The sequence below is a fragment of the Aminobacter sp. Piv2-1 genome (genome assembly GCF_037625995.1).
GTDB lineage: Bacteria > Pseudomonadota > Alphaproteobacteria > Rhizobiales > Rhizobiaceae > Aminobacter.
The window spans coordinates 135,592-151,308 of sequence record NZ_JARKMU010000009.1 but is presented as its reverse complement, the minus strand read 5'-3'; the positions used below and the strand labels follow the sequence as shown (position 1 = coordinate 151,308).

General features: G+C 66.0%; 16 protein-coding genes and 1 other RNA gene. 8 read left to right on the top strand and 9 right to left on the bottom strand.

Annotation, left to right across the window (positions count from 1 at the left end; translation table 11 throughout):
- Positions 1–124: 124 nt before the first annotated feature.
- The 3 genes from AmiPiv_RS17560 to AmiPiv_RS17550 form a co-directional block, all read right to left on the bottom strand.
- Positions 125–427: a DUF982 domain-containing protein gene (locus AmiPiv_RS17560; protein WP_340038783.1), complete on the bottom strand. Its 303-nt coding sequence runs from the start codon at positions 425–427 to the stop codon at positions 125–127.
- Positions 428–606: 179 nt separating this feature from the next.
- The gene (locus tag AmiPiv_RS17555) at positions 607–1,401 is read right to left on the bottom strand and encodes a thymidylate synthase (protein WP_340038782.1); all 795 of its coding nucleotides are present in this window, start codon (positions 1,399–1,401) and stop codon (positions 607–609) included.
- Between the two features lie 190 nt (positions 1,402–1,591).
- On the bottom strand, positions 1,592–1,903 hold the full coding sequence (locus AmiPiv_RS17550; protein ID WP_340038781.1) for a DUF2853 family protein: 312 nt from the start codon (positions 1,901–1,903) through the stop codon (positions 1,592–1,594).
- A 169-nt stretch (positions 1,904–2,072) separates the two neighbouring features.
- Here AmiPiv_RS17550 and ssrA point away from each other — a divergent pair.
- Positions 2,073–2,432: a transfer-messenger RNA gene (gene ssrA, locus AmiPiv_RS17545) on the top strand.
- A gap of 125 nt (positions 2,433–2,557) precedes the next feature.
- Entirely contained in the window at positions 2,558–3,109 is a 552-nt protein-coding gene (locus AmiPiv_RS17540) for an AAA family ATPase (RefSeq protein ID WP_340038780.1), read from the top strand.
- On the opposite strand, the gene AmiPiv_RS17535 is transcribed toward AmiPiv_RS17540, so the two are convergent.
- Both AmiPiv_RS17535 and AmiPiv_RS17530 read right to left on the bottom strand, forming a co-directional pair.
- Positions 3,106–4,380 carry a GGDEF domain-containing protein gene (locus AmiPiv_RS17535; protein WP_340038779.1) on the bottom strand — a complete coding sequence of 425 codons (1,275 nt, stop codon included), beginning with the start codon at positions 4,378–4,380 and terminating at the stop codon, positions 3,106–3,108. The genes AmiPiv_RS17540 and AmiPiv_RS17535 overlap by 4 nt on opposite strands.
- A gap of 60 nt (positions 4,381–4,440) precedes the next feature.
- Positions 4,441–5,646 carry a multidrug effflux MFS transporter gene (locus AmiPiv_RS17530; RefSeq protein ID WP_340038778.1) on the bottom strand — a complete coding sequence of 402 codons (1,206 nt, stop codon included), beginning with the start codon at positions 5,644–5,646 and terminating at the stop codon, positions 4,441–4,443.
- Positions 5,647–5,811: 165 nt separating this feature from the next.
- On the opposite strand from AmiPiv_RS17530, the gene AmiPiv_RS17525 reads away from it, so the two are divergent.
- The 4 genes from AmiPiv_RS17525 (at position 5,812) to AmiPiv_RS17510 (ending at position 7,555) form a co-directional block, all read left to right on the top strand.
- On the top strand, positions 5,812–6,471 hold the full coding sequence (locus AmiPiv_RS17525; protein ID WP_340038777.1) for a TetR/AcrR family transcriptional regulator: 660 nt from the start codon (positions 5,812–5,814) through the stop codon (positions 6,469–6,471).
- Positions 6,472–6,563: 92 nt separating this feature from the next.
- Complete coding sequence (locus AmiPiv_RS17520) at positions 6,564–7,097, top strand: SspB family protein (RefSeq protein ID WP_340038776.1); 534 nt, start codon at positions 6,564–6,566, stop codon at positions 7,095–7,097.
- Positions 7,098–7,115: 18 nt separating this feature from the next.
- The gene (locus tag AmiPiv_RS17515) at positions 7,116–7,313 is read left to right on the top strand and encodes a DUF4169 family protein (protein WP_340038775.1); all 198 of its coding nucleotides are present in this window, start codon (positions 7,116–7,118) and stop codon (positions 7,311–7,313) included.
- A complete protein-coding gene (locus AmiPiv_RS17510; RefSeq protein ID WP_340038774.1) occupies positions 7,310–7,555 on the top strand; it encodes a ribbon-helix-helix domain-containing protein in 246 nt (81 codons plus the stop codon). The genes AmiPiv_RS17515 and AmiPiv_RS17510 overlap by 4 nt, the downstream gene beginning before the upstream one ends.
- Positions 7,556–7,572: 17 nt before the next feature.
- On the opposite strand, the gene AmiPiv_RS17505 is transcribed toward AmiPiv_RS17510, so the two are convergent.
- The 3 genes from AmiPiv_RS17505 to AmiPiv_RS17495 form a co-directional block, all read right to left on the bottom strand.
- Entirely contained in the window at positions 7,573–11,526 is a 3,954-nt protein-coding gene (locus AmiPiv_RS17505) for an AsmA family protein (RefSeq protein ID WP_340038773.1), read from the bottom strand.
- A 179-nt stretch (positions 11,527–11,705) separates the two neighbouring features.
- A complete protein-coding gene (locus AmiPiv_RS17500) occupies positions 11,706–12,158 on the bottom strand; it encodes a GNAT family N-acetyltransferase (protein WP_340038772.1) in 453 nt (150 codons plus the stop codon).
- 157 nt (positions 12,159–12,315) lie between these two features.
- Positions 12,316–13,731, bottom strand: a complete 1,416-nt coding sequence (locus tag AmiPiv_RS17495) for an FAD-binding oxidoreductase (RefSeq protein WP_340038771.1) — start codon at positions 13,729–13,731, stop codon at positions 12,316–12,318.
- Positions 13,732–13,848: 117 nt separating this feature from the next.
- On the opposite strand from AmiPiv_RS17495, the gene AmiPiv_RS17490 reads away from it, so the two are divergent.
- Positions 13,849–14,328: a thioesterase family protein gene (locus tag AmiPiv_RS17490; protein WP_340038770.1), complete on the top strand. Its 480-nt coding sequence runs from the start codon at positions 13,849–13,851 to the stop codon at positions 14,326–14,328.
- Positions 14,329–14,476: 148 nt separating this feature from the next.
- On the top strand, positions 14,477–14,674 hold the full coding sequence (locus tag AmiPiv_RS17485) for a hypothetical protein (protein ID WP_340038769.1): 198 nt from the start codon (positions 14,477–14,479) through the stop codon (positions 14,672–14,674).
- A gap of 71 nt (positions 14,675–14,745) precedes the next feature.
- On the opposite strand, the gene AmiPiv_RS17480 is transcribed toward AmiPiv_RS17485, so the two are convergent.
- Complete coding sequence (locus AmiPiv_RS17480; protein WP_340038768.1) at positions 14,746–15,624, bottom strand: dienelactone hydrolase family protein; 879 nt, start codon at positions 15,622–15,624, stop codon at positions 14,746–14,748.
- Between the last annotated feature and the right edge of the window lie 93 nt (positions 15,625–15,717).

The window sequence follows — 15,717 nt, the reverse complement described above, 5'->3', positions numbered from 1 at the left end:
GATTTTCACGCGCGGCGGCCCGTCTGGCAACAACTTCCGACTGCAACGGCCGCCGCCCGCCCTGTCCCGCGCGGAAACGCGGCGACGTCACTCGCATTGCGACCACGCGTGCCGCTGACGGAGATCAGATGGGTATGTCCCGGCCCCTCTTCGGATATATCTTCCAAGGTTCCAGCGTGACGATGGCCTTTTCGAGGATCCCCGTGGATCGGGCAAATCCGGCGAAGGCGCTGCGCGCTTTTTCCGGCGCCATCGAGCCTTCGCAGGCCGCCCGGCACGCCCTCACGGCCGTCTGGTAGATCGGCCCGCGCCGCGTTGCCGGCCAGGTTCCGAGGAAGGTCAGGGCTTCGTCTATGCAGGCAATTTCTCGTATCCGGTCCTCGCCCTCCTTCACCAGGACGGGATTGCCGAACGGTTTGGCTTCCATCGCAGTCTCCATGCAACAGAGGCGGCCCGGCCCCACGCCGGGCACGGTATTGATAGGGAAAAGCACAGCGCACGGCTAGGAGAAAAAATAATACAGGTTAAGGACCGCCGACTCGCACGCAAGAACGCGCCAGCGGCATTTCGGTTCCGTTGTGTCACCGGTCGAGCGGCCGGCTCGGCCTACACGGCGATGGGCGCGCGGATGCTCGCGTCGGCGACGTAGTTGTCGAGCCGGAAATCCTCGAAGCGGAAAGCGAAGAGATCCTTCACCTCGGGATTGATCCGCATGGTGGGCAGAGCCTTCGGCGTACGCCCGAGCTGCTCGCGCGCCTGTTCAAAATGATTGTGGTAGATATGCGCGTCGCCGAGCGTATGGACGAAGTCGCCCGGCTTCAGCCCCGTCACCTGCGCCACCATCATCGTCAGCAGCGCATAGGAGGCGATGTTGAACGGCACGCCGAGGAAGATATCGGCCGAGCGCTGGTAGAGCTGGCACGACAGCCGGCCGTCGGAGACATAGAACTGGAACAGGCAGTGGCACGGCGGCAGCGCCATGGCGTCCACCTCCTCCGGATTCCACGCCGAGACGATCAGCCGACGCGAATTCGGGTTCTTGCGGATCTGCACCAGAAGGTTGGCGATCTGGTCGATCTCGCCGCCGTCGCGCGTCGGCCAGGAGCGCCACTGCTTGCCGTAGACCGGGCCGAGGTCGCCGTTCTCGTCGGCCCACTCGTCCCAGATCGAGACGCCATTGTCCTTGAGATACTTGATGTTGGTATCACCCGCCAGGAACCACAGCAGCTCGTGGATAATCGACTTCAGGTGCAGCTTCTTGGTGGTGAGGACGGGAAAGCCCTTCGCCAGGTCGAAGCGCATCTGGTGGCCGAAGACCGAGCGCGTGCCGGTTCCGGTGCGGTCGCCGCGGTCGGAGCCGTTTTCCATCACATGGCTGAGAAGGTCGAGATACTGGCGCATCGGTCGGGGCTCGATTCGTGTAGCGCCCGATCATAGCCGCCAAAGGCGCCGGAGGAAACGAACGCCGCGCCGTTTCCCCAGACTCGCCGCCGCATCCGGGGCCCATGCCGCTTCGGCGACCGGACACCGGCATTGCTGCCTGGCTGCCCGCGTCGCCGGATCAGGCGTCGGCCCGCGGCCTCCGCGGCGCTCAGAGCGCGCCGAGCTTCCCGAGTTCCTTCGCCACCAGATAGTAGAAGGTGACGCGGCTCTTGGTGTTGTCCGCCGACATCGCCTTGCAGACCTTCTCCAGCGCGCCGTCAGCCTTCTTGGCATCCTCGACGCCGAGCTTCTTGGCGATCCAGCCGGCCTTCACGCGGTCCAGTTCCTTCTGGTCGGTGCAGGAGACGAGCGACGAATCGCGATTGCGCAGTGCAATTCCCAGGTGCTTGACGATCTTGCTCACCGCCTCGTCCTTGGCGCCGGCATCGTATTTCTTCACGTCTGCAAGGTAATCGGTCATGTAAGTCCCCTCCTAGGCGGTTGACCTCTGTTCGGATGCCCCCCGAGTTCGCCGCTGGCCATGCCTTGCGGCGGGTCGCGAGCTTCGTTTCGCGCATGGCGCGAGTCAACCCCGCCTGTTCGCGTGGACCACAATTCGGTTGCGGATGGAGCGGTCGGCTTGCGGTTCCGCCCTTCCCTTTTGCGCCAGGCCTCCCTATATTCGCCCCGTCAGCTCGACTGACTATGGCAATAAACTGCCGATGAAATAAGCCATTCGGACCCGGGGGCGGTACCCGGCGCCTCCACCAAAAGCCGCCGTTCAATTGCGACGGTTTTTGCTGGGGGCGAAATAGGATCGACGAGGGTGTAAAGATCGGACTTTTGCCCGGCATTGTACCACCGTTATCGGGCTAAACTTATAGTTGCCAACGACAACTATGCGGAAGCGCGTCTCGCTGCTTAATGCGGCGCGATAGCTTCAAATCAAGTCCTAGCGGTTCGCACTTCTAGGCGGGGTTCGGAGGTACCTGGCAACAGAAACCTCCACTTCTCCCCCCCCCTTTACTCCTCTTTTTCAGTTTGCCGGCCTTCTCTGGCTTTCTGTTGCCGGCATTTGCCTGGTGGCGTCAGCCTGCCTGCGCATGGCCGGTCCCGTTCATTTTCGGAGACCCTCATGATCCCAGGCACCGATCGTTTCCACGTGCTCACCGGCGGCCCCGGCTCGGGCAAGACGGCGCTGATTGACGCCCTCGCCGCGGCCAGCCATTCCACCATGGTCGAGGCCGGCCGAGGCATCATCCGCGATCAGATCGCGATCGACGGCCCCGGCCTGCCCTGGCGCGATCCCACGCTCTTTGCCGAACTGATGCTGAGTTGGGAAATGCGCTCGCACGCCATGGCAGCCGCACTGCCCGGTCCCGTGTTCTTCGACCGCGGCATGCCTGATGTCGTCGGCTACCTGCGCCTCACGGGCCTGCCGGTGCCGGCCCATGTCGAGCAAGCCGCCCGCGGCTATCGCTACGCCAAGACGGTGTTCATCCTGCCCCATTGGCCCGAAATCTTCGCCCGGGACAGCGAGAGACGGCAGGACGGGGACGAGGCCCGTCGTACCCATGCCAGCATGGTCGAGAGCTACAGGGAGTTTGGCTACGATCTGATCGAGGTGCCAAAGGCGCCGGTGCACGTGCGCCTGCGCTTCGTGCTGGAGCAATCGCAGCCGGCCTAGGCCGCGCTCGGCAGTTGCACCCCTTCGGCGAAGGTACGGTTACGGCCGGCGCGCTTGGCCGCATAGAGGATCTTGTCGGCGCGGGCGATGGCGTCCCACAATCCTTCGTCCGGATGGAGTTCGGCAATGCCGAAGCTGCAGGTCACGACGAAATCGTCCGGCAACTCGGCGAAACGCAGGCCGGCAATCTCGCGCCGCAACTGTTCAGTCAACCTGAACGCGTCCTTGACCGTACTGGCTTTGAGGCAAAGGACGAACTCCTCGCCGCCGGTGCGCGCTGCCACGTCGCCGCTGCGCAGCCGGCGCCTGATGACGCCGGCGACATTCGTCAGCACCATGTCGCCGGCGGCATGCCCGAAGCTGTCGTTGATGCCCTTGAAGCGATCAATGTCGCACGCAACGATGCTCAGCGGCTTGTGCCTGCTGGTCGCAAGCAGGCGTGCCTCCCGCCCCTGCAGGCCGCGGCGGTTCAGCAGCCCCGTCAGCGGGTCTGAGTCGCGCTCGGTCTTCAACCCCAGCACGATGTCGGCACAAACGACGACCAGAAGCCCCAGCCCCATGGCCGCACCGAGCACCGACATGGTGAATTGCGCCCAGATCCAGAAGTCCGATTCAAAAAATGCATCGACATCGTCGGTTGGAACCGAGTTGCCGTCGAGCATGACGCGGACGAAGAAGGTCAGTCCGAGCCCGAGCAGCAGCCAGAGCATGGCGCGGTCGATGACGCTGCCGCGCATCAGGCCGCGCAACTTCCACGCGCCATTCAGGATGATGCTGCCCATGCCGACATTGAGCGCATAGACGCGGATCTGGAGGTTGTTCTCGACGTAGTAGAAATAGCAGAGCACACCGACGATGGCTGCGAACCAGGCGGCGTGCAGCCCGAGCGGCATCGACCGGCCCGAACGCGCGAGTACACCTTCCACCAGCAGCAGCGGCCCGGCGGTGTAGAGCATGGCGGATACGATGGTGTTGTAGCCGATATCGGGCGGCCACAGCGCAAACTGCACGATCGTGCCAAACCCGACAGCCGCAAATGCCAAAGCAAAGAACAGCAAGTGCCGACGACGGCGCTCCAGCAGCCATACGCAGAAGAAAGTGGCCGCGAAGAGCAGCAACAGGGCGGAAGGAATGAATTTCAAGATTATTCGCGGCCTTCGGCGTCGTCGCTCTACTTCCAGTGGTCTTGGTGCAGACTTACCCGCCCTTAGTAAACAAGACCATATCAAGGTCGTATGACGTGGACCGCGAACATTGGTCCAGATGTGCAAAATGCCCGCCGGATGGCGGGCACTGATATCAGGAGCCGGGCGTGGTCTGGCCCCGGAAGCTCATTCGGCCGGAACCTCGGCCACTTCCCGGCCGCGTCCCAGCGTCACCTGGGCCAGCACGAAGGCGATCACGGCCGAAATGGTGATGCCGAAGACCATCGGCAGCGGCGTGCCGTCGAAGAACAGGCCGGCGATGGCCATGGCGACCGCGCCTGTGGCGAAATGCAGCGTGCCCATCAGCGCCGAGGCAGTACCGGCGATCTCGCCGTGCTCTTCCATCGCCAGCACCGAGGTGGTCGGGATGACGAGGCCGAGGAAGCCGTAGCCGATGAACAACAGCGTCGCCAGCACGTCGAGGCGGTCGACGCCCGAGGCGAAGACGGCGAGCAGCACCACCATCGTCGTGGCGTAGCCGACGACCGCGACCCGCACCACCCGCCTCAGCCCGAAACGCTCGGTCAGCAGGCCGGTCAGCTGCGACATGCCGATGAAGGCCACCGCGTTGATCGAGAAGAACACGCTGTAGACCGACGGCGACAGGCCGTAGTGGTCGATCAGGATGAAGGACGAGTTGGCGAGATAGACGAAGAAGCTGGCGATGCCGAAGCCGCCGATGAACGTCAGGCCGAGGAAATTGCGGTCGCCGAGCAGGAAGCGGTAGCCGACGAGCGCACTGCGGATCGAGCTTCCGGCGCGATGTTCGGCCGGACGCGTCTCGTTCAGCGAGGTCGCGAGCAGGACCACCGCCAGCACCGCGGCGCCCGTCACGGTCCAGAACACGGCGCGCCAGCCGAAGCTCTCGATCACCAGGCTGCCGGTCAGCGGCGCCAGGATCGGCGAGACGCTGAACACCAGCATAAGCAGCGACATCAGCCGGGCAGCTTCGGTGCCCGTGTGCAGGTCGCGCACCACGGCGCGCGGCACCACCATGCCGGCGGAAGCGCCGAGGCCCTGCAGGAAGCGGAAGCCGATCAGCCATTCGACGTCGGGCGCGAGTGCCGCACCGATGCCGCCGACGGCGAACAGCCCCAGCCCGAGATAGAGCGGCGGCTTGCGGCCGATCATGTCGGAGATCGGGCCAACCACGATCTGCGCCAGCCCCATGGACAGGAAGAACACCAAGAGGCTCATCTGCACGGCGGCGGTGCCCGCATTGAGGTCGGCGCCGATCGAGGGCAGCGCCGGGAGATACATGTCGATGGCGAACGGTCCGATGGCCGACAAAAGGCCGAGCACGACCGCTACGCGGAGGAATTGTGGTGTCATGGCGTGATACTTTCGGTCTGGTTTCGGTCGCGGTTGCCGCGACGCGCAATCCAATGACGTTCGACAATCCGCGATTCCGACTCCTCCCGAACCGGAACGCCAGATAGAGTACATATTTTTAGACAGACTTGTCCAAATCGTCAATCAGGCGTATATAAAAAATCCATGACACCTGCCGACACTCCTGACATTTCCGTCCATCGCAGCCACAGCGCCAAGCGGCATTCGATCATCGACGCCGCCGCGTCCGTCTTTTGTCGCGAAGGTTTCGCCGGCGCCAACATCGACCTGATTGCGGCCGAGGCGGGCGTGTCGCGCCAGACCGTCTACAATCACCATGGCGACAAGGAGAATCTGCTCGTCGCGGTCGTCCGCGAGATCACCGAGCGCATCAATGCTGGCGTGTTCGAAACATTGGCGACCTTCCCCGACAAGCCGGTCGATCTGGAGGCGGAACTGGTCGCCTTCGCCGTGCGGCTCAACCAGAACTGCATGTGCAATCGCGACGGAAAGTTCCTGCGCAAGCTGCTGCAGGCCGAGGGCTCTCGTTATCCCGAACTCTTCGCCGGCTGGCGCGAACACGGCCCGGCCAAGACCTGGGCAGCACTTGCTGCGCGCTTTGCCCGGCTTGCACATGCCGGCTGGCTGGAAATCGACGATCCAGACGTCGCTGCGCGCCAGTTCCTGGCCCTCGTCAATGCCGACCTGCAGATGGCGATGATCTTCGGCGACACCCTCTCGGAAGAGCAGTTGCGGCAGGCCGCGACCAATGCGGTGCGCACCTTCCTCCGCGCCTTCGGCAAGGCGCGTCGGAACACGACCTGAGCAACCCCAATAAGGCGCTATATCTGGTTTACGACGGCCTCAAGCTTGATTACAGGTAAGGGGACGATTCACTCGGACCCCCGCACCGACATATGGCCGAAGATCAGATCCGCTACGACATTCTCGCCCAGGAGGCACTGCGCGGCGTCATGCGCAAAGTCCTGGCGGAAGTCGCGCGCACAGGCCTCCCGGGGAACCATCATTTCTTCATCACCTTCATGACCGGTGCGCCGGGCGTGCGCATATCGAGCCGCCTGCGCGAGCGATATCCGGAGCAGATGACCATCGTCATCCAGTTCCAGTACTGGGACCTGAAGGTGACCGACACCGGCTTCGAGGTCGGCCTTTCCTTCTCCGACGTGCCGGAAAAGCTCGAGATTCCGTTCTCCGCCGTGCGCGGCTTCTACGACCCTTCGGTCAATTTCGAGCTCGAGTTCGAGGTCAAGACCGAGACTGCGGACGACGAAGCGCCGGCCGCCGAGCCGGTTGCCATCTCCAAACCGGCCGAGCACAAGCCCGCTTCGAAGAAGAAGGCCGCGGATTCCGAAGCCAAGGAAGCTCAGGACGAGGCGGCGCCCGCCAAGAGCGCCGACGTGGTCTCGCTCGACGCATTCCGCAAGAAGTAGCGACCGGACGAGGAGGCCATGGCCGACATCGTCAATCTCAGGCAGTTCAGGAAGCAGAAGGCGCTCAGCGAGCGGGAGGCAACCGCCGAGCAGAATCGCGCGCTTCACGGACGAACCAAGGCCGAAAGGCAACGGGACCTGCTTGAGGCCGACCGCGCCGGCAAGTTCGTCGACGGTCACCGCCGCAACCCCGCCGCTGAAAAGCCTGACCGGTGAGCCTGGTCGAAAAGCGCTCGGTGACCATCCGCGGGCATCGCACCAGCTATTCGCTCGAAAAGCCCTTCCATGACGATCTCGTCGCCATCGCGACGGCGCGCGGCATGGCCCTCGCCGCGCTGATCGCCGAAGTCGACGACCGGCGCCCGCGCGAGGCCAACCTGTCCTCTGCGCTCAGGCTGTTCGTGCTCGAAGAGGCCAAGCGCTCCACGGCCGGCACCGCTCGCGCGCCCGGCCGGTAGGCGCCGGCAAGCTGCCGCTACTGGCTCTCCAGCGATTTGAAGAACTCTTCTATGGTCTGCGGTTCGAGCTTCTTCTTCGGTAGCACCAGGGGCGCGGCGGGATCGGTGGGCACAGCCGCGTCGGGCAGGTCGAGCGGCCGGACCTCCGGCAGCGGCGCCCGCTCGATCGCGGGGCGCGCGGGCTGCTGTTCGGCCTCGCGCCGCGCCCTGTCTTCGGCCTCGCGCCGCGCCTTGTCCTCGGCCTCGATCCGAGCTTTTTCCTCGGCCTGCCGCGCCTGCTCCAGCACCTGCTGGCGAGCCCGCTCTTCCGCTGCCCGGCGCTCCGCATCCTCGGCCGCGTGAGCCTCCGCCTCGGCCTGCGCCCGGGCCGCGGCCTCCGCGGCGCGCGCCTCTTCCTCCGCCTTGCGGCGCGCTTCCTCAGCGCGGGCCTTGGACTCCTGCTCGGCTCGTTTGCGCGCTTCCTCGGTCAGCCGTGCCTCCTCGGCAACGCGCTCCCGCTCTGCCTGCAGCGCCGCGAAATAGCGCGTTTCCCGCCGCAGCCGCTGCTTTTCGAGCAGTGCCGACTGCATCGCCTCGACCCGGGCCTGTTCCTTCTCCAGCGCCCGCTGGGTCAGGAACTGCGCCATCGGCTCGCTGTCGAAGCGCCGAACCGTTGCCCCCGGCTTGCCTTCCATCGTGAAGCGCAGCGCTGGTTCACTCCCCGCCACCTCCTCGTCGCCGGGCGCATAGGCGATGCTGCCGCTGCCGCTCACCGTGCCGCCGCCGAGATCGGCGCGCAGGTCTGCGGAAATGGTCGCGACCGAATTCTTCAGCGTGATCGGCGGCACGCGCAGTATGCCGCCTGCGAGCGTGAACGCTACTTCCGCCCGTTCGGCCGCGAAGCTGCCCTCGCTCGCGATCTTCGGCGCGAACTCCGCCACCCGCACGGCATTGATGTCGCGGCCGAGCGCGTCGGCGCGCGCGATCAGCGCAGGCAGGGCATCGGGGTTGAAGCCTTGCAGCGTAATCCCGTCCACGCTCGCCGTGCCGGACCCCGACAGCGACGCCGCCAGTCCCCCGACCGACTTGCCGCTCGCCGACAGCGAAGCCGAGAAATCGCCCTTGCCGCCGAGGCCAGCCAGACCGGGCATCGCCGATACGTCCGATCCGTCGAGCTTCAGTTGCGCGGTAAGCAGCGCGGTGCCGCCGTTGTTCTTCAGTTCGGCCTGGCCGTCGAGGTTGCCGCCATAGAGCTTGGCCTTGAGCCCCGAGACGCGCAGCGACTGGCCGTCGAGTTTCAGCGCCAGCACCGCGTCGCTGGCCGTGACCAGGGGCTCGGCCGCAAGCGTGGCCGCGACGATTTCGAGATCGGCGCCGAACGGAGCCGTCGACTTCTGCGCAAACGGCGTCGCCGGCCATGCGCCTTGGTCACTGCCGTCCAGCGCGTTCGCGCCGGTCAGCATCTCGGCGAGGCGAGTGAGATCGAGTTCGTCCAGGGTCAGCGAACCGCCGAACTGCGGCACGCCGTCGGCAAGGTCGACCGCGATGCTGCCCACCACCGCCCCTTCGTTGACAGAGCCATCGAGCCGGTCGAGCACGAGCGGCCCGCCGGCATAGCTGGCGTCCGCCGCGAGCTCCACCCGCGTGCCGGTTCCCAGGCCGGGAAGCGACACGCCGGAGGTCATCAGCCAGGGCTCGATGTCGGCGGCCTTCAGGATCGCCCGGCCGTTCAGGCTCGGGCCTTCCTGGCGCAGCGCCACCCTGCCCGCAAAGCTTGCGGAAGCGTCTTCGCCCTTGAAGTTCGCGGTCACGTCGAGCCCGCGGCGGGCAGCACCATCGGCCTTGACCTCGATCTCGCCGGGGCCGACCAATCCCAGCGGCAGCACCGGCAGGCCCGCCAGCGCCAGCAGCGAGGTTGCATCCTCGTTGCGGGCGGAAAGCTCGAGCTTCGCCTGCGCAAGGCCCGCATCGCCCGAGTATGCCGGTGCTGAAAGCGTCGCAAGCAGCGCCGAGCCGCCGGCCTCGCCCTGCGCGCTGAAGGCCACGCCTGTCGTGCCGTCGCCGTTCTCGACGGCGCTCGCCACGACATCGATGCGCGCGTCGGCCAGCAGCCCCGGGGTCGCGGCCACCTGTTGCGCGAGCCCGGCAAGCAGCCGGTTTGCCGGCTGCTGCGCGGCAGCCAGTTGCACCAGCGGCGCAAGATCCACGGCCACCACCGAGGCGTCGACATTGCCGGTTGGCGCCGCCGGAAAGTCCTTGATCCTGCCTGTCGCGCTCACCGAGGCGCCCGCCAGCCCACCGACCGACAGCCTGTCGATCTCCAGCACGCCTTCGCGCAGGCGCAGCGCCGTGTCGACCGTGTCGGCGCGGACGCCGGCGAGGCCCACTGGCCCGGCCCGCACGGCGAGGTCGAGGTCCGTGTCGGCGAAACGGTTGACGCCCGCGTCGGTCACGAACAGGCTTGCAAAGGCGCGCAGGCCCTCGACGTCGAGCTCTCCGCCGTCGAGCTTCATGGTCACCGAGGCGCGTGCATCGCCCGGCTGCAGGCTGTCCAACTCGCCCTTGAATTTCGCCGTGCCGAGAATCAGTTCGACGTTGTCGAACCTTTGCTGCTCGCGCGTCAGCGCCACCCTGGCCTTGAAGCCGGCGGCCGGCAGCCGCCGCACCGCCTCGTCGACGTCCCTGGCCACCCACGCCGCGAAGCCGGATGGCTGGCCAACCGCAAGCAACAGGTTTCCGTCGAAGCCGAAGCCGTCGCCGGTGCGGAGGAAGCCATCGGCCTCGAGCCGGGTCCGGCCCGGCAGGGTCGCCGCCATCGACTTCAGCTTCCAGCCGCCATCGCCCGGCTCGGCCGACAGCCTGACGTCGCGCACGGTGGTGTCGCCGGTGACGATCGCCGGCAGGTCCACCTCCACCGTTCCGGGAATGGTGGGTTTCGGCAGTCCGACCAGAACCTGCTCCAGCGCCGAAAGCCGCTGCGACACCGAAAGAGCCGCACCTGCCTGTTCGCCGCCAACGGCCTCGTCGAAGCGCACTTGCGCGCCCTTCGCGGTAATCGAGAACTTCGGCTCCGCCCCGAGGTCGACCACGGCACTGCCGTCCGCGGTATAGGGGTCGTCAAGCGGCCCGGTTTCGAAGCGGAACTCCTCGACCGCGAGCCTGGCGTGGTCCAGCGCGAACTTGCCCTTCAGCCTGAAGCCGGGATCGGCGGCCTCTTCCGGCTTCGCCTTGGCCGTCCCCGCACCCGGTTTGATTTCGGGCTCGCTCGCCGTGACGTCGAAGCCGCCGGCATAAAGCACCCGCCCGCCCGGCGCGCTGACATTGCCGTCGCTCTCCAGCGCAAAGCCGTAGCCTGCCGGCGTCGCGCGTACCCTGAGCCGCATCTGGCCGTCGGCGTCCGCCGCACCCGTAGACGCCGTCAGCCGCGTGGCCACCCCATCGACGCGCAAGCCACCGTCGATCCGCCAGGGGCCGGTGAGCGCCCGCGCCGACACCACCGTATCGATTTCCGACAGCACCAGGTTGCGTGCGCCGGACGCGTGCCGGATCGTCACCTGACCGTCGGTGACCGTCAGCTTTTCGATGGCGATCTGCCTGACGTTGAAGGGCGCCGACGGCCGCATCGTCCAGTCGACCGTGCCATCGGCGGCCACGTCGATGACCGCCTTCGGTCGCACCAGCCGCATGTCGAAGATGAAGAACTCGCCGCTGAGCAACGGGGCGAGTTCGGCATCCATCGAGAAGGTCTCGACCGTCATCGCCGGTTCGGCGCCGTCGCCCACGATCACGTCGGAAAAGGTCACTGACGGAAACGGCAGGATGCGCGCGGTGACCTCGCCCTCGACGGTCACCTTGCGGCCGAGGATCGCGCTTGCCTGGCGCTCGAAATCGGCCTTGTAGCCCGACCAGTCGACAAAATACGGTCCCACCAGCGCCGCGAACAGCACCAGGACGAACATTCCACCAACGATTACAAACAGGCGAGCGAGCATTGCCTCGGGGCAAATCTTTTCATGCGTCCCGGGCATCTAGCCGAGGAGCGTGGTCATTTGGTGACATGCTGGGCCGCGGCGCGTCAACGCCGCGGCTGGCATGCCCCCACAAAAAGCGAAGGCTTTCGGCCACCTTCCAGGCGGTCCGGTTGCCGGCCAGGCATCCGGATCGCCGGTTGTTATGCAGCGCGGCGCATGCGGATCACCTCGAGCGGCCGGCCTTCGTCGTCCTCGTCGTGCCTGAGCGTCTCGGCGAAGCCCAGTCGTCGGTAGAAGCCGACGGCCGTGTCATTGGCGGCATAGACCTCGACCTCGAGGTCACCCTTCAACCCTGCCGCGTGCAGCACCAGTGCCTTGCCCAGTCCGTGGCCATGGGCCGCAGGATCGACGAACAACCCGCCGATGAAGTCGTCGATCAGGCCGATGAAGCCTGCAGGCTCGCCGTCGAGCTCGGCCACCCAGTTTTCGGCCTGCGGCAGGTAGAACTCCCTGACCTTGGCCTGCTGGCCGAGCAGGTCGGCCTCGGGCAGGAAGGGATGGCCGACGAAAGAGGCTTCGAGCCATATCTCGGCCAGCCGCTCGCGATCAGCAACGGAATAGGCGCGGATGGTCGCGCCATGAGCGTGTTTCATGGATTTGTCCTTGGAATATGCGTTCAGAGATGGGCGTAAGCACACCCGTTCGGCCCTTCGGCCGCGTCAATCTTCAGGAGATGAAGTCTCTGCGCATGAAATTCCCTGTTGGACGACGTCGGACTAGCAAGCTGCCGCCAAGGGGTCAACGCCTGCCCTACTGCGGCGCCGGCAGGATCTTGCCCGGGTTCATGATGTTGAGCGGATCGAGCGCCTGCTTGATAGCCCGCATCACTTGAACGCCATGGCCGTGCTCGCGCTCCATCAGCCCCATCTTGCCCTGGCCGATGCCGTGCTCGCCGGTCGAGGTGCCGTCCATGGCGATCGCCCGCTCGGCCAGCCGCTTCACGAACTCCTCGGCGCGGCCGATGTCGGCCGGATCGTTCGGATCCATCAGCACCAGCGTATGGAAGTTGCCGTCGCCGACATGGCCGACGATCGGCGCGATCAGCCTGAGGCGTTCGATATCGGCCTCGGTCTCGGCAATGCATTCGGCCAGCCGCGAGATCGGCACGCAGGCATCCGTCGACAGCGCGCGTGCGCCGGGCCGCAGCGTCTGCGATGCCCAATAGGCGTCGTGGCGCGCCTTCCACAACTTCGCCCGCTCCTCGGCCACCTTGGTCCACAGGAACGGCCCGCCGCCATGTTCGGCCGCGATCTCGCCGAAACTTTCCGCCTGCTCGGCCACGCTCGCATCGGAGCCATGGAACTCGAGGAAAAGGCAGGGGCTCTCGGGATAGTCGAGCTTCGAATAGGTCTTCATCGCCCGCATCTGCAGTGCGTTGACCAGTTCGATGCGTGCCACCGGGATGCCCATCTGGATCGTCGCGATCACCGCCTGGCAGGCCGCCTCGACCGTCGGGAACGGGCAGACGCCGCCCGAAATCGCCTGCGGAATGCCCTGCAGTCTGAGCGTGATCTCGGTGATGATGCCGAGCGTGCCTTCCGATCCGACCAGAAGCCGCGTCAGGTCGTAGCCGGCCGAGCTCTTGCGCGCCCGGTGCGAGGTCACCACCTCGCTGCCATCGGCCATGACGGCCCGCAGCGACAGCACGTTCTCGCGCATCGTGCCGTAGCGCACCGCATTGGTGCCCGAGGCGCGGGTCGCCGCCATGCCGCCGAGGCTGGCATTCGCGCCCGGATCGATGGGGAAGAACAGGCCGGTGTCGCGCAGATAGTTGTTCAGTGCCTCGCGCGTCACGCCTGCCTCGACCGTGCAGTCGAGATCGTCGGCATTGACCGAGATTATCTTGTCCATCCGCGACGTGTCGACCGAAATACCGCCGGCGGGCGCGTTTACATGCCCTTCGAGCGAGGTCCCCGTGCCGAAGGCGATCACCGGCACGCGGTGCGCAGCGCAGACCCGCACGACGTCCTGCACGTCGGCAGTGCGTTCGGCGAACACCACGCCGTCCGGCGCCTGGTTGGGCAGGTAGGTGGTGGTGTGGCCGTGCTGCTCGCGGATCGACTGCCCGGTCTGGAATCGCTCGCCGAACTTCTGCTTGAGGATGCCCAGCGCCGCGGCGATCCCCTCCTCGTTGCGGGTCATCGCCTTCAGGTCGCTCAGAGCCATCTTTTCCTCCGCGATTGGAACAGCCTGGCGCCTTGCCGGCACCCTATGCTCCGGTAATCTGCCAGCCCCGGCGGTTTGTCCAGCGCCACCAAAGGCCAAAGTCGAAGAGGATCACCTATGCCAGCCCCGTTCGTCTCGCGCGTCATGGAGGTCGAAAACGACTGGATCGACTACAACGGCCACATGAACATGGCCTACTACAATGTCCTGTTCGACCGCTGCTGCGACCAGGCGCTCGACCTGCTCGGCATGGGCGCTGCCTATGTCCGCGACAGGAAGCTCACCGTCTACACGGCGGAGGTGCATCTCTGCTACGTGCAGGAACTGCACCGCGGCGACAAGGTCACGGCGACCTTCCACCTGCTCGACCACGACGAGAAGCGCTTCCGCGTCTACCAGGAACTGCACCATGTCGACGGATGGCTGGCCGCGACCTCGGAAAACCTGTCGCTCCATGTCGACATGAGCGGCCCGAAGGTGGCTCCCATGCCAGCCGACATCATGGCCAACCTCGAGACGATGCGCGCCGCCCACTCGGCACTGCCCATGCCCGAGCGCGCCGGCCGGTCGATCGGCATCAGGCGCAAGTCGGCATAGTGGCCTCGGCGCCACAGGCGATTAACCTTACCTGTTCATAACCTGAATCGCAGCCGGCGGTTCGTTGATCGGCCGCCGCCTCGCCCCGAAAATCCGACGCAGCGAAGTTGAGTCGCGGCGGCGGGCACCGGACGGCTTGAGGCAAGGCATGCACACGGACATAGAAGCGACGGCCAGCAAGCTTGCCTGCGATCCCCGCATCAGCGATTACGATTTCTGGCGCTCGCTCAGGAACCTCAACAACGAGATATTCGAGATCGCCAACAACAACGGGCCGATCCCGATCGAGATGCTACGCTGGCGCGTCATCCTGCGCCAGGCGCGCTCCAAGCGCGGGGTCGTCTGAGCGCTTCGCCGCGCCAGGCCGGCTGGCCCGGCCGTTCGGGCGGCCGTCGGCCAGCCTTAGCGAATGGGGGCCTAGCCCAGCTTCTCCTTCAAGAACTTGATCGTCCGCCCCCAGGCCAGTTCCGCCGCAGCCTTGTTGTAGCGAGCTTCCGATGTGTCGTTGTTGAAGGCGTGCTGAGCCCCTTCGTAGACGAAGATCTGGAAATCCTTGCCGGCCTTTTCCAGCGCCGCCTTGTAGGCATCGATGCCGGCGTTGATACGCTCGTCCATGCCGGCATAGTGCAGCAGCATCGCCGCCTTGATCCTGGCGACGGCGGCCCCGTCCTTGGGCTGGGCGCCATAATAGGCGACAGCGGCCTTGAGGTCGGGCGCATTGACGGCGAGCAGGTTGACCGTGCCGCCGCCCCAGCAGAAGCCCACGGTGCCGACATTGCCGTTAGAAAGCTCGTGCGCCTTGAGGAAGGCAACCGTCGCCACGCCGTTCGCCACCGTCTGCGCCGGATCCAGCTCGCCGAACATCTCGCGCGCCTTGTCCTCGTCGGCTGGCGTTCCGCCCAGCGGCGACAGATAGTCGGGCGCAAGCGCGACGAAGCCTTCGAGCGCGATCCTGCGCGCCACGTCGCGGATATGCGGGTTCAGTCCCCGGTTCTCGTGGATGACGATGACGGCGGGCAGCTTGCCGGACTGGTCGGCGGGCCTGACGAGATAGCCCTTCATCTCGCCCGTGCCGCCCGGATAGGCAATGTCCTCGCCCTTCAGCCGCCGGTCGTCCTCGGCCACGATCGCCGCCTGCGCCTGATTGGCCGCGAGCATCGGCGCGATCGCCGCCGCCGCCGCGGCCGTCCCGGTGAGCCTGGTCAGCTTCTCCATGAAGCCGCGCCGGTCGAGCGTCAGGTGGGTATATTCGTCATAGGCGTCGATCATCGCCTGGGTGATGGCAGGTCCGGTCATGTCGCGCTCCTGTCTTGCCTGTATCGGCAACGAATCTAGCGCGCGAAATCTTCACCGCTCTCACTGTTGCGTGATCCGGATTGCCGGAATTTG